Annotated in this window: 23 protein-coding genes; 21 read left to right on the top strand and 2 right to left on the bottom strand. The window is 72.5% G+C overall.

Annotated features, from left to right (window positions below; translation table 11 throughout):
• Window positions 1–242 precede the first annotated feature (242 nt).
• From ACWEVP_RS21050 to ACWEVP_RS21010, 9 genes are all read left to right on the top strand, one after another.
• Complete coding sequence (locus ACWEVP_RS21050; protein WP_452064246.1) at window positions 243–1,508, top strand: sulfite oxidase; 1,266 nt, start codon at window positions 243–245, stop codon at window positions 1,506–1,508.
• Between the two features lie 151 nt (window positions 1,509–1,659).
• A complete protein-coding gene (locus ACWEVP_RS21045; RefSeq protein WP_452064245.1) occupies window positions 1,660–2,583 on the top strand; it encodes an ABC transporter permease in 924 nt (307 codons plus the stop codon).
• Window positions 2,583–3,578: an ABC transporter permease gene (locus ACWEVP_RS21040; RefSeq protein WP_452064244.1), complete on the top strand. Its 996-nt coding sequence runs from the start codon at window positions 2,583–2,585 to the stop codon at window positions 3,576–3,578. Before ACWEVP_RS21045 ends, ACWEVP_RS21040 begins: the two co-directional genes overlap by 1 nt.
• A gap of 10 nt (window positions 3,579–3,588) precedes the next feature.
• Complete coding sequence (locus ACWEVP_RS21035; protein WP_452064243.1) at window positions 3,589–5,259, top strand: ABC transporter substrate-binding protein; 1,671 nt, start codon at window positions 3,589–3,591, stop codon at window positions 5,257–5,259.
• Entirely contained in the window at window positions 5,256–6,965 is a 1,710-nt protein-coding gene (locus ACWEVP_RS21030; RefSeq protein WP_452064242.1) for a dipeptide ABC transporter ATP-binding protein, read from the top strand. Before ACWEVP_RS21035 ends, ACWEVP_RS21030 begins: the two co-directional genes overlap by 4 nt.
• Window positions 6,966–7,134: 169 nt before the next feature.
• The gene (locus ACWEVP_RS21025) at window positions 7,135–7,431 is read left to right on the top strand and encodes a hypothetical protein (RefSeq protein ID WP_452064241.1); all 297 of its coding nucleotides are present in this window, start codon (window positions 7,135–7,137) and stop codon (window positions 7,429–7,431) included.
• Entirely contained in the window at window positions 7,428–8,351 is a 924-nt protein-coding gene (locus tag ACWEVP_RS21020) for an amino acid ABC transporter permease (protein WP_452064240.1), read from the top strand. Before ACWEVP_RS21025 ends, ACWEVP_RS21020 begins: the two co-directional genes overlap by 4 nt.
• The gene (locus tag ACWEVP_RS21015; RefSeq protein WP_452064239.1) at window positions 8,348–9,115 is read left to right on the top strand and encodes an amino acid ABC transporter ATP-binding protein; all 768 of its coding nucleotides are present in this window, start codon (window positions 8,348–8,350) and stop codon (window positions 9,113–9,115) included. The genes ACWEVP_RS21020 and ACWEVP_RS21015 overlap by 4 nt, the downstream gene beginning before the upstream one ends.
• Before the next feature lie 8 nt (window positions 9,116–9,123).
• Window positions 9,124–10,062 (top strand): ABC transporter substrate-binding protein, encoded by a 939-nt coding sequence (locus ACWEVP_RS21010; protein ID WP_452064238.1) that lies wholly within the window; start codon window positions 9,124–9,126, stop codon window positions 10,060–10,062.
• A gap of 9 nt (window positions 10,063–10,071) precedes the next feature.
• Here ACWEVP_RS21010 and ACWEVP_RS21005 read toward each other — a convergent pair whose 3' ends face one another.
• Entirely contained in the window at window positions 10,072–12,930 is a 2,859-nt protein-coding gene (locus tag ACWEVP_RS21005; protein ID WP_452064237.1) for a helix-turn-helix transcriptional regulator, read from the bottom strand.
• 634 nt (window positions 12,931–13,564) lie between these two features.
• Here ACWEVP_RS21005 and ACWEVP_RS21000 point away from each other — a divergent pair.
• The 12 genes from ACWEVP_RS21000 to ACWEVP_RS20945 all read left to right on the top strand — a co-directional run bounded on the left by ACWEVP_RS21000 (window position 13,565) and on the right by ACWEVP_RS20945 (window position 25,523).
• Window positions 13,565–14,425, top strand: a complete 861-nt coding sequence (locus ACWEVP_RS21000; RefSeq protein ID WP_452064236.1) for a 3-hydroxybutyryl-CoA dehydrogenase — start codon at window positions 13,565–13,567, stop codon at window positions 14,423–14,425.
• A 10-nt stretch (window positions 14,426–14,435) separates the two neighbouring features.
• Window positions 14,436–15,641 (top strand): 8-amino-7-oxononanoate synthase family protein, encoded by a 1,206-nt coding sequence (locus ACWEVP_RS20995; protein WP_452064235.1) that lies wholly within the window; start codon window positions 14,436–14,438, stop codon window positions 15,639–15,641.
• Window positions 15,638–17,242 carry a carboxyl transferase domain-containing protein gene (locus tag ACWEVP_RS20990; protein ID WP_452064234.1) on the top strand — a complete coding sequence of 535 codons (1,605 nt, stop codon included), beginning with the start codon at window positions 15,638–15,640 and terminating at the stop codon, window positions 17,240–17,242. Before ACWEVP_RS20995 ends, ACWEVP_RS20990 begins: the two co-directional genes overlap by 4 nt.
• Before the next feature lie 7 nt (window positions 17,243–17,249).
• Entirely contained in the window at window positions 17,250–19,217 is a 1,968-nt protein-coding gene (locus ACWEVP_RS20985) for an acetyl/propionyl/methylcrotonyl-CoA carboxylase subunit alpha (protein WP_452064233.1), read from the top strand.
• Complete coding sequence (locus ACWEVP_RS20980) at window positions 19,210–20,469, top strand: ATP-grasp domain-containing protein (RefSeq protein ID WP_452064232.1); 1,260 nt, start codon at window positions 19,210–19,212, stop codon at window positions 20,467–20,469. The genes ACWEVP_RS20985 and ACWEVP_RS20980 overlap by 8 nt, the downstream gene beginning before the upstream one ends.
• A gap of 23 nt (window positions 20,470–20,492) precedes the next feature.
• A complete protein-coding gene (locus ACWEVP_RS20975) occupies window positions 20,493–21,530 on the top strand; it encodes a 3-oxoacyl-ACP synthase III family protein (RefSeq protein ID WP_452064231.1) in 1,038 nt (345 codons plus the stop codon).
• Window positions 21,531–21,542: 12 nt separating this feature from the next.
• A complete protein-coding gene (locus tag ACWEVP_RS20970; RefSeq protein WP_452064230.1) occupies window positions 21,543–22,763 on the top strand; it encodes an MFS transporter in 1,221 nt (406 codons plus the stop codon).
• A gap of 119 nt (window positions 22,764–22,882) precedes the next feature.
• Window positions 22,883–23,050 carry a hypothetical protein gene (locus tag ACWEVP_RS20965; protein WP_452064229.1) on the top strand — a complete coding sequence of 56 codons (168 nt, stop codon included), beginning with the start codon at window positions 22,883–22,885 and terminating at the stop codon, window positions 23,048–23,050.
• 152 nt (window positions 23,051–23,202) lie between these two features.
• A complete protein-coding gene (locus tag ACWEVP_RS20960) occupies window positions 23,203–23,661 on the top strand; it encodes a hypothetical protein (RefSeq protein ID WP_452064228.1) in 459 nt (152 codons plus the stop codon).
• Entirely contained in the window at window positions 23,658–24,884 is a 1,227-nt protein-coding gene (locus tag ACWEVP_RS20955) for an NRAMP family divalent metal transporter (RefSeq protein ID WP_452064227.1), read from the top strand. The genes ACWEVP_RS20960 and ACWEVP_RS20955 overlap by 4 nt, the downstream gene beginning before the upstream one ends.
• The gene (locus ACWEVP_RS20950; RefSeq protein WP_452064226.1) at window positions 24,881–25,264 is read left to right on the top strand and encodes a PRC-barrel domain-containing protein; all 384 of its coding nucleotides are present in this window, start codon (window positions 24,881–24,883) and stop codon (window positions 25,262–25,264) included. Before ACWEVP_RS20955 ends, ACWEVP_RS20950 begins: the two co-directional genes overlap by 4 nt.
• The gene (locus ACWEVP_RS20945) at window positions 25,251–25,523 is read left to right on the top strand and encodes a PRC-barrel domain-containing protein (RefSeq protein ID WP_452064225.1); all 273 of its coding nucleotides are present in this window, start codon (window positions 25,251–25,253) and stop codon (window positions 25,521–25,523) included. Before ACWEVP_RS20950 ends, ACWEVP_RS20945 begins: the two co-directional genes overlap by 14 nt.
• A 3-nt stretch (window positions 25,524–25,526) precedes the next feature.
• On the opposite strand, the gene ACWEVP_RS20940 is transcribed toward ACWEVP_RS20945, so the two are convergent.
• Window positions 25,527–25,931: an STAS domain-containing protein gene (locus ACWEVP_RS20940; protein WP_452064224.1), complete on the bottom strand. Its 405-nt coding sequence runs from the start codon at window positions 25,929–25,931 to the stop codon at window positions 25,527–25,529.
• Window positions 25,932–25,963: the final 32 nt, after the last annotated feature.

The following is a 25,963-nucleotide window of genomic DNA, read 5'->3' as shown; positions in this document are numbered from 1 at the left end:
TCGCGGGACCGATCAGCTGCTGGGACGCCGGGAATAAACCGCGGGTCAGCCGACTTCGGCCGGACGAACGGGCTGTTCCTGACGGCGACGTGCTTGGCGGGCGGCAGGGGCAGCGGCCCGGAGAAGGTGGCGGCGTATTCGGCGTTGGTGGCCGACGACCTGGGAGACCGTCCATTGAGGACTCTTGTTCCGCACCGTGGACGTACTGGCCCGCCGGGCGCGGTGCCCCGAAAATGCCCCGCATGACCGCGTTGAACGACGAGACCGCCTACGACCGGACGCGCCTGGTGCACTGGCGGGCGGGACAGGCGCGCCTGCCGGGGCTGAGCCGGCGCGGCCTGCTGCGGCTGACGGCGGCCGGCGGTCTCGCACTGGCCGCGCTGGGGACGGCCCCGGACACGGCGTCGGCCGCGGGCCCGATCGTGAAACCCCTGCCGCCGGAGTGGTTCGACGTCTACGGCAGCAACGCCGAGACCCGCTGGGAAGCGCTGAGCGGGCGGGGCTACCTGACCCCGGTCGACCGGTTCTTCGTCCGCGACCACACCTCGACCCCGGTGCTCGACGCCGCCACCTGGCGGCTGCGGCTGTTCGGCTCGGGCCTGCGCGGCGCGCCCACGGCGGCGAACCCGGTCGAGCTGACCTACCGGGACCTGCGCGCGCTGCCGTCCGAGACGATCACCGCGTTCATCGAATGCGCGGGCAACGGCCGGAGCTTCTTCACCAGCCAGCAGGGGCAGACCGTGAGCGGGACCGCGTGGAAGCTCGGCGCGGTCGGGGTCGCGCGCTGGCGCGGCGTCCGGCTCGCGACGGTGCTCGCCCGGGCGGGGCTGACCCGCCACGCCGTCGACGTGCTCCCGGAGGGGCTCGACCCGGACTACGTGACGGCCGGGGTGAACCTCGGCAAGGTCCGCCGCCCGCTGCCGGTGGGCAAGGCGCTGCAGGACGTCCTGCTGGCCTACGAAATGAACGGGCAGGTGCTGCCGCCCGACCACGGCTTCCCGGTGCGGCTCGTGGTGCCGTCGTGGGCGGGGATCTCGTCGATCAAGTGGCTGGGCCGGATCGAGGTGTCGGCGGCGCCGCTGGTGTCGCCGTGGAGCACGCAGTTCTACCGGCTGCTGGGCCCGGACTACCCGGCGGAGGGCACGGTCGTCACCGAGCAGGTGGTGAAGAGCGCGTTCGAGCTTCCGTGGGGCGCGACCCTGGCCGCCGGGCGGAGGCACGTGCTGCGCGGCCGGTCGTGGTCGGGACACGGCCGGATCCGGCGGGTCGAGGTGAGCACGGACGGCTCGACCTGGCAGCCGGCGAAACCGGTCGGGTCCGCCGCCGATCGCGGGTGGCTGCGGTGGGAGTTCCCGTGGCGCCCCCGCACGGCCGGGGCGTACACGGTGCGGGCGCGCGCCACCGACGTGACCGGAGCGAGCCAGCCCGACGTCGCGCCGTACAACACGCAGGGCTACCTGTTCGGCGCGGTCGTCCGCCACCCGGTCACGGTCGTCGAGTCCGCTTGATGGGCCCGAATCGGGCGCAAAGCCGCAAAACGCCGGCGCAGAGGGGGACTTGCCGTCCAGACGGTGGGACGGTGAATCGATCACTGTGTTCGGCAGGAGAACTTCTTTAAGGTCCTGATCGTCACTCGATCGGCTGAACCTTGAAGGTGTTGTGTCCGCCCCCTCTCTCGCGCCCCTCGCGGCGCGTTCCCTGCCTGCCGCGGTGTGGCGTGCCGTCCGCTCCGGGTGGTGGACGCCGGTCTGCGCGCTCCTGGTCGTCGTCATCGTGCTGCTCGCCGCCGGGGCCGACCTGGCCGTCCTCGCCGAAGGGCAGAGCCTCACCCCGGACATCGCCACGCTCGGCCCGACCGGGCTGCCCGCCGGTGCGCTCGGCGGGGTGAGCGGGGCGCACTGGTTCGGCGTCGAGCCGCTGACCGGCGTCGACCTCTTCGCGCTCGTCGCCCACGGGGCCCGGACCTCGCTGCTCGTCGGGCTCGGGGCCACCGTGCTGGCCACCGCGCTCGGCGTCGTGATCGGGGTCGGCGCCGGCTACCTCGGCGGCTGGTGGGACCGCCTGGTCACCTGGACCGCCGACGTCATCCTCGGTTTCCCGTACCTCATCTTCATGATCGCGCTCGGCGCGGTACTGCCGGTCGACTTCCCCCGGCAGGTGACGCTGATCGTCGTCCTCGGGCTGTTCGGCTGGCCGCGCGTGGCCCGGATCGTGCGGGCGCAGGCGCTGACGCTGGCCAAGCGCGACTTCGTCGCCGCCGCGAAAGTCATCGGCGGCGGGCCGTGGCACGTGTTCACCAAGGAGCTGCTGCCGAACCTGTGGGCGCCGATCATCGTCGTCGCCAGCCTGGCCATCCCGTCGATGATCGGCAGCGAAGCCGCGCTGTCCTTCCTCGGTGTCGGGGTGCTTCCCCCGACGCCGAGCTGGGGCCGCACGATCAGCACCGCCATCGACTTCTTCGAGACCGACCCGATGTACCTGGTCTTCCCCGGCCTGCTGCTGTTCCTGATCACGCTGGCGTTCAACGTCGTCGGCGACGCCATCCGCGACGCCCTCGACCCGCGCTCCGGCGGTGCGGCCTGATGCGCACCCTCCGCTTCGTCGCCACCCGGTTCGCCGGGATGCTGCTCGTGCTGCTCGTCGTCGCGTTCGTGACGTTCGTGGTGTTCTACGTCCTGCCCGCCGATCCGGCCCGGATGGCCTGCGGTCGTCCCTGCTCGCCCGAGGGCCTGCAGCTGGCGCGGGAGTTCATGGGTTACGACGTCCCGTGGTACGGGCAGTTCTTCGACTTCCTCGGCGGCATCTTCGGCGGCCGCACGTTCGGCACCGGCGCCGCGGCGATCCACTGCACGGCACCGTGTTTCGGCTGGGACTTCCAGAACAACGTCGACGTCCTCGCCGAGATCGGCGGCCGGATCGAGGTCAGCTTCTCCGTCGCGCTGGGCGCGGCCGCGATCTGGATCGTCACCGGCGTCGGCCTCGGCGTGCTTTCGGCGCTGCGCCGCGGCACCGCCTTCGACCGGATCACCATGGCCGCCGCCATGACCGGCGTGTCCATGCCCGCCTACCTGGCCGGGATGATCGGCATCACGATCTTCGCCTTCGCCCTCGACGTCGTCCCGAAGTCCGGCTACGTCCCGCTGGCCGAGGACCCGGCGCAGTGGGCCTGGCACCTGGTGCTGCCGTGGTTCGTGCTGGCTTTCCTGCACGCGGCGATCTACGCGCGGCTGACCCGCGGGCAGATGCTGGAGACCCTCGGTGAGGACTACATCCGCACCGCGCGGGCGAAGGGCCTCACCGAGCGGAAGGTCATCGGGCGTCACGCCCTGCGCAACGTCCTGCTGCCGGTGGTCACGGTCTTCGGCGTCGACCTCGGCGGGCTGCTGGCCGGGACGGTGATCACCGAGCGGATCTTCGGCATGGCCGGCGTCGGGCGGCTGCTCGTCGACGCCATCGCGTCGCTCAACCTGCCGGTGCTGCTGGGCGTGACGCTGTTCTCGGCCCTGCTGGTCACGGTCCTGAACTTCCTGGTCGATCTCTGCTACGGCGCGCTCGATCCGCGGGCCCGCCTCGTCTGAAGGGGAAACGATGAAACAGCTGCGGTTCGCCGCGGGGGCGCTGGCCGCCGTCGCGCTGCTGACGGCGTGCGGGGCCAACGACACGCCGGCCGGGCCGGGCGGCACCGTCAAGCCGGGCGGGAACCTCCTTCTGCTCAACGACGCGCCCTCGATCACGTGGGACCCGGCGAAGAGCTCGAACCTCGTCGTCACCACCCTCGGGCTGATCCACCGGCGGCTGACGTCGTGGGACGTCGCGCCGGGCAAGGACACCACGATCGTGCCGGACCTGGCCACCGACACCGGGCACCCGAGCGACGGTGGCAAGACGTGGACGTTCACCCTCAAGGACGGCCTCAAGTACGCCGACGGCACCCCGATCAAGGCCGAGGACGTCAAGTGGGGCCTCGAGCGCTCGTTCGCGCCCGCCTTTTCCGGCGGCCTGGCCTACCACAAGGACCTGCTGTCGCCGGGCCTGGCGTACAAGGGCCCGTTCGAGGGCAAGGACCTCGACACCATCCAGACGCCGGACGCGAAGACCATCGTCTTCCACCTCGCCCGCGCGTACGGCGACTTCAACTGGGTCGCCAGCACGCCGGCGTTCTCCCCGGTACCGAAGGGCAAGGGCGCCGAGGCGAACTACGGTGACCACCCGGTCGCGTCCGGTCCGTACCAGCTGGCGAGCTACGAGCGCGGCAAATCGGCGAAGCTCACGCGCAACCCGAACTGGAGCCGTGACGAAGACAAGACGCGCCTGGCCAACCCGGACACCATCGAGTTCGAGCTCGGCCAGGACACCGGGGTCATCTCCAAGCGCCTGGTCGACGACACGGGCAAGGACCGCGCCGCCTTCGGCATGTCGTTCGCCTCGCCCGCCCAGCTGGCCCAGATCCAGGGCAACGCCTCGGCGAAGTCGCGGCTGGTGACGTCGGAGTCCGGGGCGCTGGCCTACCTTTCGCTGAACACCCAGCGCGGCAACCTGAAGAACCCGAAGGCGCGCCAGGCGTTCCAGTACGCCGTCGACAAGGCCGCCTACCAGGTGGCCAGCGCCGGCAGCGCCCAGCTGGCCGGAGACGTCGCCACCACGCTCATCACCCCGGGGCTGCAGGGCCGCGAGCAGTACGACCTGTACCCGGCGCCGCCGTCCGGGGACGTCGCCAAGGCCAAGCAGCTGCTGACCGAGGCGGGTTTCCCGAACGGGCTCGACGGCTTGGTCCTGGCGACGCACAACGAGCGGGGCTTCCCGGAGAAGGCCGCGGCGATCCAGGCGTCGCTGGCCCGGGCGGGCATCAAGGTGACGATCAAGCCGCTCGACGAGGACACCTACACGTCCGAAGTGGACACCAAGGGCCTGTCGGACTACGACCTGACGCTCACCTCGTGGCAGCCGGACATCCCGTCCGCGAACGCCAACATCCAGCCGTTGTTCCAGTCGACCGAGATCGGCAACGGCGGGTACAACGAGTCGCGCTACGACAACCCCGAGGTCGACAAGCTGATCGGGGAGGCGCAGGCCACTGTGGACCCGGCCGAAGCCGGCAAGAAGTGGGCGGCGCTGGACAAGAAGATCCTCGCCGATTCGCCGGTCGTGCCGCTGATCTACACCCGCAACTCGTTCCTGCGCGGCTCCCAGGTCGGTGGCGTCGAGATCGGGCGCTTCCCGGCCTACGTCGACTACCGCAAGTTCGGGATCCTCCAGTGAGCGGAGCCGGGCTCCTGCGGCTGCACGACGTCGCGGTCTCGTTCGGGGACGTCGAAGCCGTCCGCGGGGCCGGCTACGAGGTCGCCGCGGGCGAAGTCGTCGCGGTGGTCGGGGAGTCCGGTTCCGGCAAGACGGTCACGGCGATGTCCCTGCTCGGCCTGCTCCCGCCCACGGCCCGCGTGACGGGCCGTGCGGAGCTGGCCGGGCGGGACCTCTACGCGATGACCCCGGCCGAGCTGCGGGCGGTCCGCGGCGGCGAGGTCGGCATGGTGTTCCAGGAGCCGATGAGCGCGTTGAACCCGGTGTTCACCATCGGCGACCAGCTCGTCGAAGCCGTTCGCACGCACCGGGAGCTGACGGCCGCCGCGGCGCGGGAGCGGGCGGTCGAGCTGCTCGGCCTGGTCGGGTTACCGGACCCGCGCGAGCGGTTCCGGTCCTACCCGCACGAGCTGTCCGGCGGGCAGCTGCAGCGCGTCGTCATCGCGATGGCGGTGGCGAACGAGCCGAAGCTGCTGATCGCCGACGAGCCCACCACGGCGCTGGACGTCACCGTGCAGGCGGAGATCCTCGAGCTGCTGCGGGATCTCCGCGAGCGGCTGGGCACGGCGATCCTGCTGATCACGCACGACATGGGCGTGGTCGCCGACCTCGCCGACCGCGTCGTGGTGATGCACGACGGCCGCGTCGTCGAGCAGGGTGCCGTCCAGGACGTCTTCACCGCTCCCGCCGAGCGGTACACGCGGCAGCTGCTCGGGTCGGTGGTCTCGCTCGGCAGCGCGGCCACGGCCGGCCTCGAGCGGGCGCTCGCCGCGGGCGTCGAGGTCTCGCCGGGGCACGTGGCCGCCGCCGGGCACCCCGCCGTGGACTCGGTCCCCGACGTGCCGTCCGAAGCGCCGTTGCTGCGGGTGGCGGACCTGTCGGTGACCTACCGCGGCCGGTTCCGGGCGCACGCGGTCCGCGCCGCCGACGGCGTGAGCCTGCACGTCGAGCCGGGGGAGATCCTCGGCCTGGTCGGGGAGTCCGGCTCCGGCAAGAGCACGGTCGCCCGGGCGGTGACCGGCCTGCTCGCGCCGACGTCGGGCTCGGTGCGCATCGGGGACACCGACATCGCGCGAGCCCGCGGCCGGGCCGCGAAGGCGTTGCGGCGCCGCATCGGCGTCGTGTTCCAGGACCCGCTCTCGTCGCTGAACCCGCGCACGACGGTGGGTGAGAGCGTCGCGACGCCGCTGCGGCTGCACCGCGCCGTCCGTTCGTCCGAAGTGGACAGCCGGGTCGCCGGACTGCTGACGGCAGTGCAGCTTTCGCCGTCGCTGCGCACGCGGTACCCGCACGAGCTGTCCGGCGGGCAGCGGCAGCGCGTCTGCATCGCGCGAGCTTTGGCACTGCGCCCGGACCTGCTGGTGGCGGACGAGCCGACGAGCGCGCTCGACGTGACGATCCAGGCCCGGATCCTCGACCTGCTGCGCGACCTGCGGCAGGAGTTCGGGTTCGCGTGCCTGTTCATCAGCCACGACCTCGCGGTGATCGAGCAGCTCGCCGACCGGGTCGCGGTGATGCACCGCGGCCACGTCGTCGAGCAGGGACCGGCCAAGGAGGTGCTGACCGCGCCGGCGCACCCCTACACGCAGCGGCTGCTGTCGGCGGCGCCGGTGGCCGACCCGCAGGCCCAGCGCCGCCGTCGTGAGGCCTGGCGGCAGCTGCGGTGAACCGGACCCGGATCGAGCCCGGCAGGGCATCGTGTCGGGCTGAAGTCCAGGATCTGGAACCGGGAAGCGGTTCGTTGACCGGGCTCGGTCCGGTTTCTTAAGGTCATGGGCGTCAGCAGGAAAGCGTTTCGCGCTTTTCTTCCCCGTTCTTCGCAGAACAGATACCCCCATGCCCGAATCCGTCTGGGTCGCCCAGTCTGATCCGCGGGTCCGGCCATTGCTCGCCGACCTGGCTCGCGAATGTTCGACGCGGTACCACCGCGTTCTCGACGACGTCCACTTCGAACTCCGCGAGTACCCCGCTGACCGGTTCGCCCGGCCGGACGGCAGGTTCCTGCTGCTTGTGGCGGACGGCCACGCCGTCGCGGGCGGTGCCTTCCAGCGCTACGACCGGGAAATCGCCGAGCTGGAGGCCGAAGCCGTGCCGTTGTCCCAAGCGCTTCCCGTCGCCGTGGGGGCCAGATGACCAGCGACCTCGGCACCCGGCCCGCGTCCGCCGCGGCTCCGGAGGAGTCGCTGAAGATCGTGCCCGCCCGGCACCCGCTGACCTGGGTGGCCGCCGCCGTCGTGGCCGTGCTCGTCGCGATGGCCGGCCACGCGCTGGTGACCAACACTGCGTTCGACTGGCCGACGTTCACGAAGTTCGCCTTCCGGAAATCGATCTTGGAAGCCGTCGCGCTGACGCTGGAACTGACGTTGTTCGGCGTGGTCGCCGGATTCCTGCTGGGTACGGTACTGGCGTTGCTGCGGATTTCCCGGAATCCGCTGTTGCGCGCGGTCAGCTGGACCTACACGTGGATCTTCCGGTCGGTGCCGCTCATTCTCCAGCTGCTGTTCTGGTACAACCTCGCGATCCTGTACAACGAAATCTCGTTCGGCATCCCGTTCGGGCCGTCGTTCGTCTCGGTGGGGACGATGAGCCTGATCCCGCCGTTCCTCGCCGCCGGGCTGGGGCTCGCCCTGCACCAGGGCGCCTACGCGGCGGAGATCGTGCGTGCCGGGTTCCTCTCGGTCGACGCCGGGCAGCGCGAGGCCGCCGCGGCCCTGGGCATCCCGGCCGGCCGGCAGTTCCGCCGGATCGTGCTGCCGCAGGCGATGCGCACGATCGTGCCGACCGCGGCCAACGAGATCGTCGGCCTGCTGAAGGCGACGTCGCAGGTGTACGTGATGGCGCTGCCGGAGCTGTTCTACCAGGTCCAGGTCAGCTATACGCGCAGCGGCCGGGTGATCCCGCTGCTGCTGGTGGCCACCGCCTGGTACCTCGCGCTGACCACGGTCCTTTCGCTCGCGCAGTACTACGTCGAGCGCTACTTCGCCCGGGGCGCGCACCGGACGTTGCCGCCGACACCGCTGCAGCGCCTGCGCGAGGCTTGGCGGCGGCGATGACCGCGGAGTTCATGGTGGACGTCCGGGGTGTCCACAAGAGTTTCGGTGCGCTGACCGTCCTCGACGGCGTCGACCTGCAGGTGCGCCAGGGCGAAGTGACCGTGCTGCTGGGCCCGTCCGGGTCCGGGAAGTCGACGCTGCTGCGCGTGATCAACCACCTCGAACGCGCCGACCGGGGCTTCGTCAGCGTCGGCGGCGAGCTGATGGGTTACCGCCGTTCGGGCAACCGGTTGCACGAGCTCAAGGAACGCGAAATCCTCAAGCAGCGTACCAGGATCGGCTTCGTCTTCCAGAACTTCAACCTGTTCGGGCACCTGACCGTGCTGGAGAACGTCGCCGAGGCGCCGATTTCCGCGCAACGCCGTCCGCGCGCCGAGGCCGAGGCGAAGGCCCGTGAGCTGCTCACCCGGGTGGGCCTCGCCGAGAAGGCGGGGCAGTACCCGCGGCGGCTGTCCGGCGGGCAGCAGCAGCGAGTCGCGATCGCACGGGCATTGGCGCTCGAGCCGGACGTCCTGCTCTTCGACGAGCCCACGTCGGCGCTCGACCCCGAGCTGGTCGGGGAGGTCCTCGCGGTCGTCCGCGACCTGGCGAGGAGCGGTACGACCATGGTCGTCGTCACGCACGAACTGGGCTTCGCGCGCGAAGCCGCCGACACCGTCGTGTTCCTCGACGAAGGCCGCGTGGTCGAACAGGGCCCGCCCGCCGAGGTCCTCGACCACCCCCGCCACGCCCGCACCCGTGCCTTCGTCGACAAAGTCCTTTGAGGAGAGTCATGAGACTGAAAGCCCTTCTGCTCGCTTCGGTGTTCGCGCTGGCCGCGTGCGGCAGCCCGGAGGCGGCCACGACCGCGCCGGCGGACCAGCCCGGCGGGGTCGACATCACCGCGAACCAGAACCGGCTCCGGACGCAGAAGGTCGACGCGATCGCCGCGCTCGTCCCCGCGGACATCCGGACGCGCGGCACCCTCGTCGTCGGGACCACCGGCAACGGCACCCCGCCGCTGTCCTTCCGCGCGGACGACGACAAGACGGTCATCGGGGTGGAGCCCGATCTCGCCCAGCTGGTCGCCGACGTGCTGGGGCTGGAGCTCGACCTGCGGGCCTCGTCGTGGGAGAACCTGTTCCTGTCGGTGGAGAACCGGCAGTTCGACGCCGGGTTCTCGAACATCACCGTGACCGAGGAGCGCAAGGACAAGTACGACTTCGCGACCTATCGCAAGGACACGATCGCGTTCGAGGTCAAGAACGAGAAGAACACCACGGTCGAGGAAGCGAAGGACATCGCCGGGCTGACGGTCGGCGTCGGCGCGGGGACCAACCAGGAGCAGATCCTGCTGCGCTGGGACCAGCAGAACAAGGCGGCCGGGCTGGCCCCGGTGAAGTTCCAGTACTACCAGACGACTTCGGACTACTACCTGGCGCTGCAGTCCGGCCGGATCGACGCCTACGTCGGGCCGAACCCGACGTCGTCCTACCACGTCGCCGTCGAGGGCAGGACGAAGATCGTCGGCACGGTCTCCGGCGGTGGCACGGTCCCGGCGGACATCGCGGCGATGACCAAAAAGGACGACGGCCTGGTCAAGGCGTTGCAGCAGGCCCTGGACACGGTGATCGAAAACGGCCGGTACACCGAGGTCCTCAAGCGCTGGAACCTCGCGTCGGAGGCGCTGGCCGCCTCGGAGGTCAACCCCCGAGGGCTGCCGCGCAAGTGAGCCGCGAGCTCAGCCGCTGATCGCCGCCGCGTAGTCGAAGAGCGTCACGCGGTCGGGGAGCTTCGTCTTCACCATCAGGCTGGAGACGTGCTTCTCGACCGTCTTCGGCGAGATCAGCAGGCGCCGGGCGATGTCGGTGTTGCCGAGGCGGTGCGCGAGCAGGCGGAACACGTCGTACTCGCGCACCGTCACCCCCGCGTCGCGCAGTTCCCGGGGGAGCCGCTGCAGACCCGGCCGCCGCTGGCGGACGGACTCCCCGGCCCGTCGCAGCAGCGCCCGGCACGCCGCGGCGACGGCCGGGACCGCGGCGTCGTGGAAGTACTCCTCCGCCGTGCGCAGCCACGTGACCGGATCGCCCCAGCCGTCGGCCAGTGCGGCTTCGGCGACGAGCCGGGCACCGAGGTGCGCGGCCATCCGATAGGGACGCGCCGCTTCCCGCGCCTCCCGCACCGCGGCTTCCGCGCCGGCGATGTCACCTCGGCGGCCACACGCCACCGCCTGTGCCAGCGCGGTGAACTGCCGGTTCCAGCGCAGCAGGCTCCCGGGCGGCGCCTCCGGTTCCTCCTCGCCGGCCAGGACGTCGAGCAGGATCCGGAGCCCGTGCTGTCCGGCCAGCGGCCCGCCGGCGACGCGCTTCAGGTCGCGGCGGGCCCGGTCGCGATCCTCCTCCAGCACCGCGCAGAACGCCTGGGCCAGACCCGGACACAGGGCGAGGTCCGGGTGGTGGTCGCCGCCGGCGGCGCGCGCCTCGGCGATCGCCTCCGCCATGCCGGCGCGGTCGCCTCGGTGCGCGGCGGAGACGGCGCGCAGGACGTGGGCGTGCCGGACGACCGCGCCGAGCCCGTGGTGCGCGGCGCTCGCCGCCAGCCGCGAGAGCCGCGGCCCGGCGGCGCGGAAATCGCCGCCGAGGACCAGCCCGTGCAGGATGAGCCCGGCTTCGGCCGCATGGGAAGCGGCCACCGCCCCGCCGCGTTCCGCCTGTTCGCGCGCGAGGGCGAGCCCGCCGGTGTCGCCGTCGGCGAGGGCCGCGTGCTCGCCCATGCGCAGCAGGACGTGCGTGCGCCACAACGGGATCCGGTGCGTCTCGATCAGCTGCCGGGCCCGTTCGAAGTGCTCGCTCGCCGCCGCCGGGTCCCGGTCACGGGCGAGGGTGCCCAAGGCGAGTGCCGCCTGGCACCCGGCGACCGGGTCGTCGTGCCGGCCGGCCTGCTCCAGTGCGCCCGCGGCGAGCCGGCCCGCGTCGTCCTCGCGGCCCGGCACTTCGAGCAGGAGGAGAGCGTGCACGGCGTCGACCGCCGTGCGCTGCCGGTCGCCGCCGGAGGACCCGTGGCGGGTGCGGGCCGCGGTCACCTGGACCAGCGCCTCGTCCGTCCGGCCGGCCAGGTACGCGGCCCAGGCCAGCCGCGCGTGCAGCACGGCGGCCCGCTCGAACAGGCCGACCTCGGAGAAGCGGCTCGCCAAGGCGAAGGCGCGATCGGTCTGCCCCGTTTCGCCGAGCGCCTGGATCAGCGACTCGAGCACGGCGCCCCGCACCGGCAGGTCGGGGCTGTCGGTCAGCAGCGCGTCCGCGCGCTCCAGCAAGGTGACCGCGGAACCGGTGTCCGCCGCCTCGAGCGCCCGGTGCCCGGCGTCGGCGAACAGCCGCCCGGCGGCGGCGCGGTCGCCTGCGAGCTGCCGCAGCCGCGCCACCTGCGCGCACCAGTCCCCGGGCAGGCCCGGGTGCAGCAGCTCGGCGGCGTCGGCGGCCAGCCGGGCGAGTTCCGCGTGCCGCGTCGGCCCGAGCTGGGTGAGCACGGCCTCGACCGCCAACGGGTGCCGGAAGGCGTACCACCCGATCGCCGCCGGATCCGGCTCGAGGAGCTGCGCTTCGACGGCCGCGTCGAGGAAGACCGCCACGGTCCGGTCGTCGGCTCCGGCGACCCGCTGCACCACCGGCGCGGCGAACCGGAGCCCGCACACCGCCGCGGCGGCCAGCAGCCCGGCGCCGTCGGGCCCGAGCCGGGCCATCCGGGAGGCGACGCTGCCGACCAGGGCCGCGGGCACCGCGCCGGCGGAGGCGTCCGCCAGGTGCCATCCGCCGGGGAGCTCGGTCAGCAGCCGGTCGTGGACGAGCTCGTGCAGCAGTTCTTCGACCAGGAACGGAATCCCGGCGCTGAGCTGCCACAGGTGGGTCGCCGTTTCGGCGGGCACCCGGGCCCGGTCGGTCCCGAGGCAGGCCGCCACCACGTCGTGCACCTCGCCGGGGCCGAGCCGGCGCAGCGTGCGGAGGGCGCAGAACCCGCGCCGCGCCGCGGACCGGGCGATCTCGCGAGCGGCGGACGGCTCGTCGCCGAAAGTGCCGATCAGCAGCACCCGCGCCGACTCCAGGTTGCCGGTCAGGTACTCCAGCACGAACAGCGTCTCGGCGTCGGCGTCGTGCAGGTCGTCGAGCACCAGCACGCAGCCACCGGCCCGGCCGACCACGGTCAGCAGCCGCAGCACCGCCTCGGCGACGACCAGCAGCGGCGGCGCCGGGTCGTCCGCCGGGGCACCGCGCCAGTCGGGCACGAGCACACCCAGCGCCGGCCGGTACGGACCGAGTTCGCCCACGTCGACCGGTTCGGTGTCCCGCGTCAGCGAAAACAGCGCTTCGGCCAGCGGCCGGAACGGCACGACCGGGCCGACCGAGCTGCCCTGCCCGCGCAGCACCCGGGCGCCTCGCCCGGCCGCCCGCGCCGCCGCCTCCCGCGCGAGGCGGGACTTGCCGATCCCGCTTTCCCCGGCGAGGAAGACCGCGCCGCCGCGCCCGGCCAGCGCGTCGTCGAAAGCCGCGGCCAGCACCTGCAGGTGCGCGTCCCGGCCGACCAGCTCCGGCGACCGGATCAGCATGCGCGGCGAGCGGCCGCGAAAAAGGAATAATCGTATTCACGCATCGAATTGAGCCCCCAGCTCTCCGGCCCCTCCGGACAGGCTCTCCTTGGATACACGAAAGCGCCAGTCCGCGCCAAGGCGGACCGGATACTGGAATGGCGTTGCGCCGATACCGGCCGGACTGGGGTGGCATCCCCCGGATTCGCCCGGCCGGTCCGCGCGACCGGCGGGCCCGTCGCTCGCCCGTTCGGGGGTTTACAGGACGCGGCGCGTTTGCGTCCCGGGCTTTCGCGACGTGACGCTTGCCGCACAAGTGGTCCGGACCTCCGGTATCTACCGGGAAGTAGCGCCGAATTCGCGCTGGTCAGGGCAAAACCGGGGTGGCCGGGCCGCGGGCCGGGGAGAAAGGTGGGGGAGTTGCCCCTCTAGCGCCGCCGTGCTCGCGATGTGCAGACTGGCGAAAGCCGCGGACTGGGGTGAAGTGAACCGGGGCACTGGGGTAACACGCTGGAACGGGACGCGGGGTGAGCCGCGCCCGGCATCCGCGTGAGCACGTTTCCCCCGATCGGCAAGGCGCCCGCAAGGGTGCGTGATCGGACATTCGGTTCGAAAAGAACCGGTCATTCCAAGGTGAAGAATGCGGGGAAAACAAGTGGCTGCGAACGGAATCGCCCGGGTCGGTGTGGTCGGCTCGGGCACGATGGGCGCGGGGATCGCCGAGCTCTGCGCGACCCGGGGGCTCGACGTCCGCCTGGCGGTGTCGCGGGAGTCGTCGCTCACGTCGGCGCCGCGGAAGATCGCGGCGTCCCTCGGCCGCCGCGTCGACAAGGGCAAGCTGACGCCGGCCGAGCGCGACGCCGCGCTGGCCCGGATCAGCGTCGGCACGGACCTCGCCGAACTCGGCGACCGGCAGCTCGTCATCGAGGCGATCCCCGAGGACGAGCAGCTCAAGCTCGGCCTCTTCGCGACCCTGGACAAGATCGCCGGCGACGGCACCGTCCTGGCCAGCACCACCTCGGCGATCGCGATCACCCGGCTCGCCGCGGCGACCACCCGCCCGGACCGGGTGCTGGGCCTGCACTTCTTCAACCCCGTCACGGCGATGCGGCTCGTCGAGGTGGTGCCCGCGCTGCCGACCGCCCCGGAGGTGACCGAGCGCGTCACCGCGTTCGCCGAGCACACCCTGGACCGGCAGCCGATCACCGTCGCCGACCAAAGCGGCTTCGTCGTCAACGCCCTGCTCATCCCGTACCTCCTGGCGGCGATCCGCATGGTCGACACCGGCTACTGCCCGGCCGCGGACGTCGACCGCGCCATGGAACTGGGCTGCGCGCACCCGATGGGGCCGTTGCGGCTGGCCGACCTGATCGGCCTCGACGTCGTCGCCGCCATCGCGGCCGCGCTGCACGAGGAGTTCAAGCAGCCCTGCTACGCCGCCCCGCCGTCGCTTTCCCGGCTCGTCGAAGCCGGCCACCTCGGCCGCAAGACCGGCCGCGGCTTCCACACGTACTGAAGGAGAAACCGTGCACTCGTTCCTGAACATCAAGAAGTCCGCCCGGATCAGCGACGACTTCTGGGACGTCACCGACAAGGCCGGCCTGTTCGACGTCGTCGTGGCCGGGCTCGGCGACGGCCGCCACCGCACCCTCGACGACGACCACGAGTTCGTCAACATGTCCTCCTACTCCTACCTCGGCCTGGACACGCACCCGAAGCTCGTGAAAGCCGCCGCCGACGCCGTCCTGGCCGAAGGCGCGCTGAACACCTCGACGTCCCGGATGCGGGTCCGCTTCGGTGCCCTGCGAGACGCCGAGGCGGCGCTGTCGGAGCTGTTCGACGTCGAGGCCGTGACGCTCAACTCGTGCGCCGCGGCCGCGTGGGCGGCGCTGCCGCTGGTCGCTTCGGGGATCTTCACCGAGGGCGAGCCGCCGCTGATGGTGTTCGACAAGAACGCCCACTTCTGCCTCAACGCGATGAAGCCGAGCGTCGCCGACGAGACCGAGGTCGCCGTGGTGCCGCACAACGACGTCGAGGCGCTGGAGGCTTTGTGCAAGCAGCACAAGCGGGTCGCCTACGTCGCCGACGGCGTCTACAGCACCGGCGGGCAGGCACCGGTGCGGGAACTGCTGACCCTGCAGGACAAGTACGGCCTGTTCCTCGTCTTCGACGAAGCCCACGGCATCTCGACGGTCGGGCACCGCGGCCGCGGTGTCGTGCTGGAGGAGCTCGGGCAGATCAACGACCGCACGATCATCATCACCTCGCTCAACAAGGGCTTCGGCGCGTCCGGCGGCGCGATCTTCCTCGGCCGGCGGGGTTCGCAGTGGCGGCTGGACACCGCGCAGCGCAACGGCGGCCCGCTCATGTGGTCGCAGCGGATCAACACCGCGGGCCTCGGCGGCGTGCTCGCGTCGGCGGAGCTGCACCGCACCGACGAGCTGACCGCGTTGCAGCGGCGGCTGCAGGACAACATCGCGTTGTTCGACCGCCTGGTGGAGACCGGCGAACGCGGCGACGGCCTGCCCATCCGGTTCGTCCGGGTGGGCTCGGAAGACGCGACCGTCCGGCTCGCCCAGCACCTGTTCCGCAACGGCTTCTACGTCTCGCCGATCTTCTTCCCGATCATCGGCCGCGGCAAGGCGGGGCTGCGGATCATGCTGCGCGCCGGCATGACCACGGCCGAGATCGAGCGGTTCGCCGCCCTCCTCGGCACACTGGGGGAGGCATGACGGCGCTGCGTTCGCACCTCGACGTCACCTCGGCCGCCTTCCGCCGCAACGCCGAGGACTTCGAGGTCAACCGCGAGGTCATCGCCCGGGCGCGGGCCGCGGCGCTGGCCGGGGGCAGCGAGAAAGCGCACCGCAAGCACGCCGCACGCGGCAAGCTGACCGCCCGGCAGCGCGTCGCGCGGCTGCTGGACCCGGGCACGCCGCTGCTGGAGGTCGGCCAGCTGGCCGCGCACGACGTCTACGACGAGCCGGTGCCCTCGGCCGCGCTGGTCGTGGGCGTTGGGATCGTCGCCGGACGGCCGTTCATGGTCTTCGCCAACGACGCCACCGTGAAGGGCGGCACCTACTTCCCGCTCGGCGTCCGCAAGCACCTGCGCGGCCAGAAGATCGCCCGGGAGAACGGGCTCGGGTGCATCTACCTCGTCGACTCCGGGGGTGTGTTCCTGCCGTTGCAGGAGGACCTGTTCCCCGACGAGGACCACCTCGGCCGGATCTTCCGGAACATCGCCGAGCTGTCCGCCGAAGGGCTGCCGCAGCTGGCGGCGGTGCTGGGCTCGTGCACCGCGGGCGGGGCGTACATCCCGGCGATGTGCGACGAGACGGTGATGGTCCGCGGCACCGGCACGGTGTTCCTCGGCGGACCGCAGCTGGTGCGCGCGGCGACCGGCGAGGTCGTCGACGCGGAGACGCTCGGCGGCGCGGACCTGCACACCCGCGTCACCGGTGTCGCCGACCACCTCGCCGAGAACGACGACCACGCCCTCGAGATCCTGCGCGACCTCGCCGCGCGCAGCCCGCGGCCGCCGCTGGCCGCGCCGCCGCGGGCACCCCGGCCGCCGAAGTACGACCCCGCCGAGCTGCCGGGTGTGGTGAGCGCCGGGCTGAGGGAACACATCCCGGCCCGCGAGATCCTCGCCCGCCTGCTCGACGACAGTGAGTTCACCGAGTACCGCGCGCGGTTCGGCCCGACGATCGTCTGCGGGACCGGGCACGTCGGCGGCTACCCGGTGGGCGTGCTGATCAACGACGGCGTCCTGTTCTCCGAGAGCGCGCAGAAGGCCGCGAACTTCATCGAGGTGTGCGCGCAGCGAGACATCCCGCTGCTGTTTCTGCACAACATCAACGGGTTCATGGTCGGCGCCGAGTACGAGGCGGGCGGCATCACCAAGCACGGCGCCAAGCTCGTCAACGCCGTGTCGTGCGCGAAGGTGCCGAAGTTCAGCCTCGTCATCGGCGGCAGCTACGGCGCGGGCAACTTCGCCATGTGCGGGCGGTCCATGGGGTCGCAGCTGATGGCGATGTGGCCGAGCGCGCGGTCCACTGTGGTCGGTGCCGAGCAGACGGCGAAGGTGCTGACCCTGATCCGCGGCGACCAGCTCGCCAAGGACGGCCGCGAGCTCACGCCCGAGGAGGAGGCGGAGATCCGCGAGCCGATCCTCACCGCCTACGAACGGCAGGCGCAGCCGCTGTACTACGCGGCCCGGCTGTGGGTCGACGCGGTCGTCGACCCCGTCGAGACCCGGGACTGGCTGGCACTGTGCCTGGCCATGGCCGCCGACGCGCCGAAGCGGGAGACCCGCTTCGGGGTTTTCAGGATGTGAGGGGACGATGCCGAAACGTGTGCTGATCGCCAACCGCGGGGAGATCGCCCGCCGGATCGCGCGCACCTGCCGCCGGCTGGACGTCGGCCACGTCGCCGTGTATTCGGCGGCCGACGCGCAGGCGGCCCACCTCGACGGGGCGCTCGAGACCGTCCTCATCGGACCGGCGGCCCGGGAGAGCTACCTCGACATCGACGCCGTCATCGAGGCGGCCCGGCGCACCGACTGCGACGCCGTCCACCCCGGGTACGGATTCCTGTCCGAGAACCCAGAGTTCGCCGCGCGCGTCGCCGAGGCCGGGCTCGTCTACATCGGACCGGACGCGGCGACGATCGAGGCGATGGGCGACAAGGCCCGGGCGCGGGAGCTGATGGCCGCGGCCGGTGTGCCGGTGCTGCCGGGCTCGGAGCACGCGACGGAGTCAGTGGAGCGGTTGCGCGCCGACGCCGGCCGGATCGGGTACCCGGTGATCCTCAAGCCGGTCGCCGGGGGCGGCGGCAAGGGCATGCGCGTGGTCCACGACGAGGCCGAGCTGCCCGAGGCGGTCGCCGAGGCCGTCCGGCTGGGCCGGGCCGGGTTCGGCGACGGACGGCTGCTCGCCGAGCGGTACGTCGCCGCGCCGCGGCACATCGAAGTGCAGGTCTTCGGCGACCGGCACGGGAACGTCGTCCACCTCTTCGAACGCGAATGCTCGCTGCAGCGGCGGCACCAGAAGATCGTCGAAGAGGCCCCGGCGCCGCACCTGCCGCCGACCACCCGCCGCGCGCTGCTGGAGGCCGCGGTGCGCGGCGCCACCGCACTGGGCTACGTCGGCGCCGGGACGTTCGAATTCATCCTCGACGGCGCCGGGCGGTTCTTCTTCCTGGAGGTCAACACCCGGCTGCAGGTCGAGCACCCGGTCACCGAAGAGATCACCGGCCTCGACCTCGTCGAGTGGCAGCTGCGGATCGCCGACGGCGAGCCGATCCCGCTGCCGCAGTGGCAGATCCGCGCCACCGGGCACGCGATCGAGTGCCGCGTCTACGCCGAAGACCCCGCCCACGGCTTCCGGCCCGCGCCGGGCCACGCGGAGCTCGTCCGGTGGCCGCGGGACGTCCGCGTCGAGGCCGCGTTCGACGACTCCGGCGCGGTGCCCGGCTTCTACGACCCGATGGTCGCGAAGCTGGTCGCCGCCGGCCCCGACCGGCAGGCCGCGCTCACCCGCCTCCGCACGGCGATCGAGGAGACCACGCTCGTCGGCCTGACGACGAACCTCGGCTTCCTCGGCGAGCTGCTGGCCGAACCGCGTGTCGTCGAGGGCCGGGTCGACACCCACCTGGTCGACGGCTTGACCGCCGTCCCCGCGGCCCACGGCCGCGACGCGGAAGCACTCGCGTGCGCGGCGGCCATGGCGGTGCCCGAGCGGACCGCGTCGGCCTCGCCGTGGACCGGGACGATCGGCGCCTTCGACCGCGCCGCGCTCGACCCGGACGCCCCGCTCGGCCGGCTCGTCCTGCGCCTCGACGGGCGCGACCGCGAAGCCCGGCTGCTGGCCCGCGACCGGGCCGGGCTGCACGTCGAGGCCGACGGCCGCCGGCTCACGGTGGTGGCCGAACCGGCGGCGGACGGCCTGGTGCGCGGCACCGTGGGATCCACCCGCTGGACGGGATTGCCCACCTCGGGCGGCTACGAGATCGTTCTCGGCGGCCACCGCTTCGCCCTGCTCCGCCGCACGTTCGCCGAAGGCGGCGGCGAGGCCGCCGACGGCGTGGTGCGCACGCCGATGCCCGGGGTCGTCGTCGGCGTGGCGTGCGAACCGGGTGCCCGGGTCGAAGCGGGGGAGCTGCTCGTGGTCGTCGAGGCGATGAAGATGGAGAACCGCGTCCTCGCGCCCTTCGCCGGGACGGTCGAGCGGCTTTCGTGCGCGCTCGGCGACGGCGTCACCGCCGACCAAGTCCTCATCACGCTGGAACCCGAAGGAGACACCCATGTCTGATGCGCCGACCCTGCTCTTCGTCGGCGGCGCCCGGCCGTTGAGCTTCAGCCTCGACATGGCGGCCGAGGCACTCGCCCAGGCGGCGGCTCGCGGCATCCGCGTGCACGTCACCAACACCGCCGACATCCTCGAAGCGACGGCGGACGTCGTCGGGAAGGCGGCGGAGACGTCCACTGTGGACGTTTCGCGGCCGGGGGAGTCCGCGGCCTGGGCCCGTGCCCGGGGTGAGCGCTTCGACGCCGTCTACGCCCTTCAAGAACTGCTGCAGGTCGCCGTGGCCGAGACCGCCGAAGCGGTCGGGGCGCCGGGCAACCCGCCGGCGGCCGTGCACCGCGTCCGGACCAAGGACGCCTGCCGGGAAGCGTTGTCCGCCGCCGGGTTCCCGCAGCCGGTCGTCCGGCTCTGCGCGGACCGGACCGAGGCCGAGGCCTTCCTGCGCGAGCAGCCCGGACCGTGGATCGTGAAGCCGCGTGACGCCATGGGAAGCACCGGCGTGAGCCGGGTGACCGAGGCCGCCGAGCTGCCCGCGGCGCTCGCGCTGCTGCCGGACGCCCGGCCGTTCCTCGTCGAGCAGTTCGTCGAGGGACCGGAGTTCAGCGTCGAAGGGATCTTCCTCGGCGGCGAGCCGAAGATCCTCGCCGTCACGGCCAAGGAGAAGGTGCCGCCGCCGTTCTTCGTCGAGACCGGGCACGTGCTGCCCGCGCCGCTGCCGGACGCCCGGCGGCGGGAGATCGAAGAGCAGGTGTCGGGTGCGCTGAAGACGCTGGGCTTGCGGGCCGGCGGCTTCCACGTCGAGCTGTGGCTCACCCCGGCCGGCGTGGTGCTCGGCGAGGTGCACGGCCGGTTCGGCGGTGACTGGATCCACCGCATGCTCGCCCACGCCATCCCCGGTCTCGAGCTGTACGGGCTGGTCTTCGACGACATGCTGGGGCGCCCGCTCCCGGACGTCCCCCCGGAACCGAGCCGGGGCGCGGCCGTCCGGTACTTCACGCCGCCGCCGGGACGCCTCGCGGCCGTCGAAGGCTGGGACGAGGTGCTCGCGCACCCCGCCGTCCTGCACGCGGAACTGGGGGTGGGGCCCGGGGACGAGGTCAAGCCCCTGCACCGTTCCGGCGACCGCGTCGGCCTGATCGTCGTCGGCGCCGACACGCCCGAAGCGGCGAGCGCGCTCGCCGCCGAACTCGTGGACTCGGTGAAGTTCGTGCCGGAGTCCGGACCCGACCGCCTGCCGGGCCTGTGGGCCCTGCGCTGACCCCCGAGGAAGACAAGGCCGACATGACCGACATCGGAGTTCTCGGCACCGGCTCCTACCTGCCCGGCCGCGTCGTCACCAACGCCGAGATCGCCCCGGCGGCCGGGGTCGACGCGGCGTGGATCGAACGCAAGACCGGCATCCGCGAACGGCGGCGCGCCGAACCGGGGCAGGCCACCTCCAACCTCGCGGCGATCGCGGCGGACCGGGCGCTGCTCGCGGCGGGCCTGAGCCCGGACGACGTCGACCACATCGTCGTCGCCACCTCCACCCCGGACCACCCGCAGCCGGCCACGGCGAGCCTGGTCCAGCACCTGATCGGCGCCCGCTCGGCTTCCGCGGTCGACGTCAACGCCGTGTGCAGCGGGTTCGTCTACGCCCTCGCCATGGCCCACGGCCTCGTCCGGGAGGGCGGGCACGCGCTGGTGATCGGCGCCGACATCTACTCCCGCATCCTGGACGCGCGTGACCGCAAGACCGCGATCCTGTTCGGTGACGGTGCGGGAGCAGTGGTGCTCGGACCGGTACCGGCGGGAGGGGGCGTCATCGGCACGCGGCTGCGCGGACACGGTGACGACCACCGCCTGATCGGCGTGCGCGCGGGTGGCAGCCGGGTCCCGGCGTCGGTGCGCTCGGTGCTGGACGGCGAGCACTTCTTCCGGATGGACGGCCGGGGCGTGCGCGACTTCGTCACCGGGCACGTCCCCGGCGCGATCGCCTCGGCGCTGCGGGAAAGCGGCCTGCCGCCGGCCGCCGTGGACCACCTCGTGCCGCACCAGGCCAACGGCGTCATGCTGCGCGAACTGGGGGAGGCGCTCGACCTGCCCAACGCCACCCTGCACCTTACCGTCGACCGCTTCGCCAACACCGGCGCGGCGTCCGTGCCGATCACGCTCGACGCCGCCCACCGCGCCGGCGCGCTGAACGTCGGCGACGTCGTGCTGCTGGCCGGGTTCGGCGGCGGCATGAACCTCGGCGTCGGCCTGTGCCGGTGGACCGCCACGCCGCCGCGTTCCGGAGCCGGTGCCGAGGACCGCGCCTTCACCCTGTCCCACCACTGAGAAAGGCCTGCCATGCCCGCGCTCCTGCCCCGCGGCGGACCACCCCGGCTCCTGGCCGTGGCGACCCTGGTCACCATGACCGGCTACGGCGTCTACCTGACCGCCGGTGTCCTGTACTTCACCCGCGTCGTCCGGCTGCCGGCCGGCCAGGTCGGCGCCGGCCTGACGATCGCGGGCGCGGTGTCGCTCGCGGCCGGGATCCCGTTCGGCCACCTCGCCGACCGCCACGGAGCCCGGACCGTCTACGCGTTGACGCTCGTGCTCGGCGCGATCTCCATGACGGGGCTGTGCCTGGCCCAGGACTTCTGGACGTTCGTGGCCTTCGCGAGTCTCGGCGCCGCGGCCCAGACGGCGGGCCCGGCGGCCCGCAGCCCGCTGGTGCAGGAGTTCGGCGGCGACCGGCCGGCCGAGTTCCGCGGCTACCTGCGCTCGGTGACCAACCTCGGCATCGCGCTCGGTGCGCTGCTGGCGGGCTGGGGTGTCGCGGCCGACACGCGCAACGCGTACCTGCTGCTGATCGGCGGCAGCGCGGTGTCCTACGCGGCGAGCACGGCGATCGTGCTGTTCCTCCCGGCGGTCCCGCCGAAACCGGCCGGCACGGGGCCCCGCCGGGTCGCGCTGCGGGACCGGCCGTACCTGGCGCTGACGCTGCTGGACGGCGTGATGGCGATCCAATACCGGGTGCTCACCGCGGCGGTCCCGCTGTGGCTCGTCGCCCGGACCACGGCGCCGAACTGGACGGTCTCCGGCGTGATGGTGGTCAACACCGTGATCGTGGTGTTCTTCCAGGTCCGGGCCAGCCGCCGGATCGACACGACCCGGGCGGGGGCGGTGGCGTTCCGGCGCGCCGGCTTCGCGTTCTTCGCGGCGTGCGTGGCGATCGCGGCCATGGCGGGCGCCCCGACGTGGCTGGCTCTCGTTCTCCTGCTGGCCGCGGTGGTGGTGCACACGGTCGGCGAGCTCTGGCAGGCGGCGGGCGGTTTCGAGCTGTCCTTCACCTTGGCGCCCCCGCACGCGGTCGGCCAGTACCAGGGCCTGTTCGGGATGGGCTTGGGGCTCGGCGTGACGCTGGGGCCGGCGGTGCTGATCGCGTTGTGCATCACCTGGGGAACCCCGGGCTGGTTCGTGATCGGCGGTGTTTTCGCCTTGACCGGCCTGGCCGTTCCCGCCGTGGTCCGCTGGGCCGAGCGTGACCGGTTGCGACAGGGGGTGGTCGAGCCGCAGGCCGCGTGACCGCCGTGCTTCGAGTCCGTGCCGCAGGGTGCCGATCATGACTCAGCCCGGGGGATCACCAACCGGACGTGAGCAAGCCGGGTCTGGCACCATGTGGGGGAACGAAAGGGGATCGACCGATGAAACGTGCCGGCGCAGCCGCTTTGCTCGCCGCGGCCCTGCTCGCCGTCCTCGCTCCGGTGGCGGCCGCGGCCGGAGGGCCCTCGAGCGACCCGTCGCCCGTCGGCGGGGTGGGCAGCGGTCCCTACATCGGCGACGTTCCGGAACCCGGGCCGGGCTCCCGCTGACCGGAGCCGTACCGGCCCGCGCCGGCCGGCACCAGCGGGCGGCACGTCCACGCGCCTCCGCCGGCGGCGCTGACGGACGCTGACGGCCACGACGACGGGTTCCCCGCCACTGTCGGTCGGCCGGATCGTCCCACTGGGACTACGGTGATCCGGTGCCCGGCAGAACGGCGAAAATCACGGTGTGGGGCGGACTCGCGGCCGTCGTGCTGGCCGCGGTCGTCGTTCCGTCCGTTCTGCCTGCTTCGTCCGACGACTACCGGGATTCGGCGCTTGCGGCGGCCGAAGAGGCGCTGTCCCAGGTCCGGACCACCGAACTGATGGTGACGGCCGACGCCGGAGGGAACATCCTCCCGCCGTACCGGTCGGCGGTGCTCTGGCAGGCCCGCGACACCCTGGCCACGGCGACCAGCGACTTCACCGGCGAAGAGGTGCCGGATGCGGCTGCCCTCGCGGTGCACGACGAGTGCCTGCCGTTGCTGAGCGCCGCCGCTGCCGAAGTGGCGGCCGTGAGCCCGGCGGCCGATGCGGGGCCGGGCGCCGAACGCGCGTTGGCGGCGAAGCTGCGTGGCACGGGTGACCTGCTGGCCGGTTTCCTGGAGCGCCACCGGTGAAGAAGATCCTGGCCGTCACGCTGGGGATCCTCACGGCGATCGGGGGTTTCGTCGACATCGGGGACCTGGTCGCGAACTCCCAGACCGGCGCCCGGTTCGGCCTGCGGCTGGCGTGGGTGGTGGTCGTCGGCATCGTCGGGATCTGCGTGTACGCGGACATGGCCGGCCGGATCGCCGCGGTCAGCGGCCGTCCGGTGTTCGACCTGATCCGGGAACGGCTGGGGCCGCGGATCGCGTTGGTGAACCTGGCCGGGTCCTATCTGGTCACGATGCTGACGCTGGGCGCGGAGATCGGCGGGGTGGCGCTCGCGCTGCACCTGGCGACCAGCGTGCACTACCTGCTGTGGGTGCCGGTCGTGGCGGTCGTGCTCTGGGTGGTGTTGTGGCGCACCAAGTTCGAGACCCTCGAGCGGGTGTTCGGCTTGCTGGGCTTGGCGTTGGTCGTGTTCGTGGTCGCGCTGGTGACGCTGCCGGTGCCGTGGGCCGATCTGCTCGGTGAGGTCGGCGGGGGACCGCCGCCGACGGAGAACTGGGCCACCTACGGGTATTTCGCGGTCGCCTTGTTCGCGGCGGCGATGACGCCGTACGAGGTGTTCTTCTTCTCTTCCGGTGGGGTCGAAGAAAACTGGACGCGCAAGGACCTCGGCACCGAGCGCGTCAACGTGTTCGTCGGGTTTCCGCTCGGCGGCCTGCTGTCGCTGGCGATCATGGCGTGCGCCGCGGTCGTGTTCGAACCGGCCTCGGTGAAGGTCGACGCGATCACCCAGACGACGCTGCCGGTCGGGCTGGCGCTGGGCAAGCTCGGGCTGGCGGTGGCCATCCTCGGCGTGTTCGCCGCGACGTTCGGGGCGGCGCTGGAGACCGGGCTGTCCGCCGGCTACACCGTCGCGCAGTACTTCGGCTGGGAGTGGGGCAAACGCGTCGCTCCGCGCCGCGCGGCCCGGTTCCACACTGTCGTGCTGGTCAGCGTCGTGCTGGGCGCCGCGCTGTTGCTGACCACCATCGACCCGGTGCAGCTCACCGAGTACACGCTGCTGTTGTCCGCGGTGGTCCTGCCGTTGACCTATCTGCCGATCCTCGTCGTCGCGAACGACCGTGACTACCTCGGCGACCAGGTCAACGGGCGGATCCGCAACGTACTGGGCGTCACCTACCTGGGCGTCATCCTCGTCGCGGCGGTGGCCGCGATCCCGCTGATGATCATCACCGGAGCCGGCCAATGACCACGTTGCGGATCGACTTCCACCTCCTGGACCGGCAGATCGTCGACTTGGCGGGCCGGAAGGTCGGCAAGGTCGACGACGTCGAACTCGCCGCGGGTGAGGACGGGCGGCTGCGGGTCGTCGCGCTGCTGGTCGGCCAGGTCGCCCTCGGACGGCGGATCGGCGGCCGGTTCGGCCACTGGCTCGCCGCGATCGCCACGCGGCTGCGCGCGGAGGAAACACCCGCGCCGCTGCGGATCCCGTTCGAACACGTCGCCGACGTCGGGAGTCACCTGACGCTGTCGTTGCGGGCCGAGGTCCTGACCGAACCACCGCTGGAAAAATGGCTTCGCGAGCACGTGATCGGCCGGATTCCGGGAGCCCGCGATGCGCGCGAGTGACCTGCTGGGTTCGACCGCTTACGACGCCCAGGGGCGGCGGCTCGGGCGGATCGCCGACCTGATCACCGAGGCGGACGGCGACGGTGCGCCGGTGATCCGGGCGGCGCTGATCGTTCCTCACCGGCGCGTCCGCCTGCTGGGCTACGAGCGGGACGAGATGAGCCGGCCGTGGGTGGTCGACCGGATCGCCCGGTGGGTGCACCGCGATCTGCGGGAGGTCCCGTGGACCGAGCTGACCGTGAGCCGCGGAGACGCCTGAGCCCTACCGGTTCCAGCTGGCGTTCGCCCGGGTGAGGAAGGCCGTGCGGCTGCCGGCGGACAGCGCCGCGGACCGGGTCGGGTAGCAGTCGAGCACGGCCGAAAACCCGGTTCCGTGCAACAACTGGTGCGCCGCCCGGCTGTCGCCGGTCACGACACGCAGCCGGGTCGACCCCGCCGCGTCGTGGGTGAGCCGGATCGACCGCGCCCCGGCAACGGACATGAACGACACCCCGGCGAGGTCGAGGACGAGTATTTCGGGTACTTCGTCGAGCGCCCGGACGAGCGCGCCGGCGAGCTTCGGCGTCGTTCCGGCGTCGAGTTCCCCGGACAGCGCCAGGGCCACGACCCCGGTGCTCGTCTCCAGGCGCGCGATCTCCAGCCGCTCCGGTTCGAACGAGATGCTCACCGCGGCCACCTCCGGGCATCGGGACACTTTCC

The sequence above is a fragment of the Amycolatopsis sp. NPDC003865 genome (genome assembly GCF_053605345.1).
Note: the sequence above shows the minus strand (reverse complement) of the source record. Positions and strands in the feature narration are given on the sequence as shown.

Bases quoted from the DNA above. Each gene is read 5' to 3' on its own strand.
- ACWEVP_RS20985 (WP_452064233.1), top strand. From the start codon at position 17,250: ATGCCGAAACGTGTGCTGATCGCCAACCGCGGGGAGATCGCCCGCCGG.
- ACWEVP_RS20965 (WP_452064229.1), top strand. From the start codon at position 22,883: ATGAAACGTGCCGGCGCAGCCGCTTTGCTCGCCGCGGCCCTGCTCGCC.
- ACWEVP_RS21020 (WP_452064240.1), top strand. From the start codon at position 7,428: ATGACCAGCGACCTCGGCACCCGGCCCGCGTCCGCCGCGGCTCCGGAG.
- ACWEVP_RS20950 (WP_452064226.1), top strand. From the start codon at position 24,881: ATGACCACGTTGCGGATCGACTTCCACCTCCTGGACCGGCAGATCGTC.
- ACWEVP_RS20975 (WP_452064231.1), top strand. From the start codon at position 20,493: ATGACCGACATCGGAGTTCTCGGCACCGGCTCCTACCTGCCCGGCCGC.
- ACWEVP_RS21015 (WP_452064239.1), top strand. From the start codon at position 8,348: ATGACCGCGGAGTTCATGGTGGACGTCCGGGGTGTCCACAAGAGTTTC.
- ACWEVP_RS20980 (WP_452064232.1), top strand. From the start codon at position 19,210: ATGTCTGATGCGCCGACCCTGCTCTTCGTCGGCGGCGCCCGGCCGTTG.
- ACWEVP_RS20990 (WP_452064234.1), top strand. From the start codon at position 15,638: ATGACGGCGCTGCGTTCGCACCTCGACGTCACCTCGGCCGCCTTCCGC.
- ACWEVP_RS21010 (WP_452064238.1), top strand. From the start codon at position 9,124: ATGAGACTGAAAGCCCTTCTGCTCGCTTCGGTGTTCGCGCTGGCCGCG.
- ACWEVP_RS21050 (WP_452064246.1), top strand. From the start codon at position 243: ATGACCGCGTTGAACGACGAGACCGCCTACGACCGGACGCGCCTGGTG.
- ACWEVP_RS20945 (WP_452064225.1), top strand. From the start codon at position 25,251: ATGCGCGCGAGTGACCTGCTGGGTTCGACCGCTTACGACGCCCAGGGG.
- ACWEVP_RS21005 (WP_452064237.1), bottom strand. From the start codon at position 12,930: ATGCTGATCCGGTCGCCGGAGCTGGTCGGCCGGGACGCGCACCTGCAG.
- ACWEVP_RS21025 (WP_452064241.1), top strand. From the start codon at position 7,135: ATGCCCGAATCCGTCTGGGTCGCCCAGTCTGATCCGCGGGTCCGGCCA.
- ACWEVP_RS21040 (WP_452064244.1), top strand. From the start codon at position 2,583: ATGCGCACCCTCCGCTTCGTCGCCACCCGGTTCGCCGGGATGCTGCTC.
- ACWEVP_RS21035 (WP_452064243.1), top strand. From the start codon at position 3,589: ATGAAACAGCTGCGGTTCGCCGCGGGGGCGCTGGCCGCCGTCGCGCTG.
- ACWEVP_RS20970 (WP_452064230.1), top strand. From the start codon at position 21,543: ATGCCCGCGCTCCTGCCCCGCGGCGGACCACCCCGGCTCCTGGCCGTG.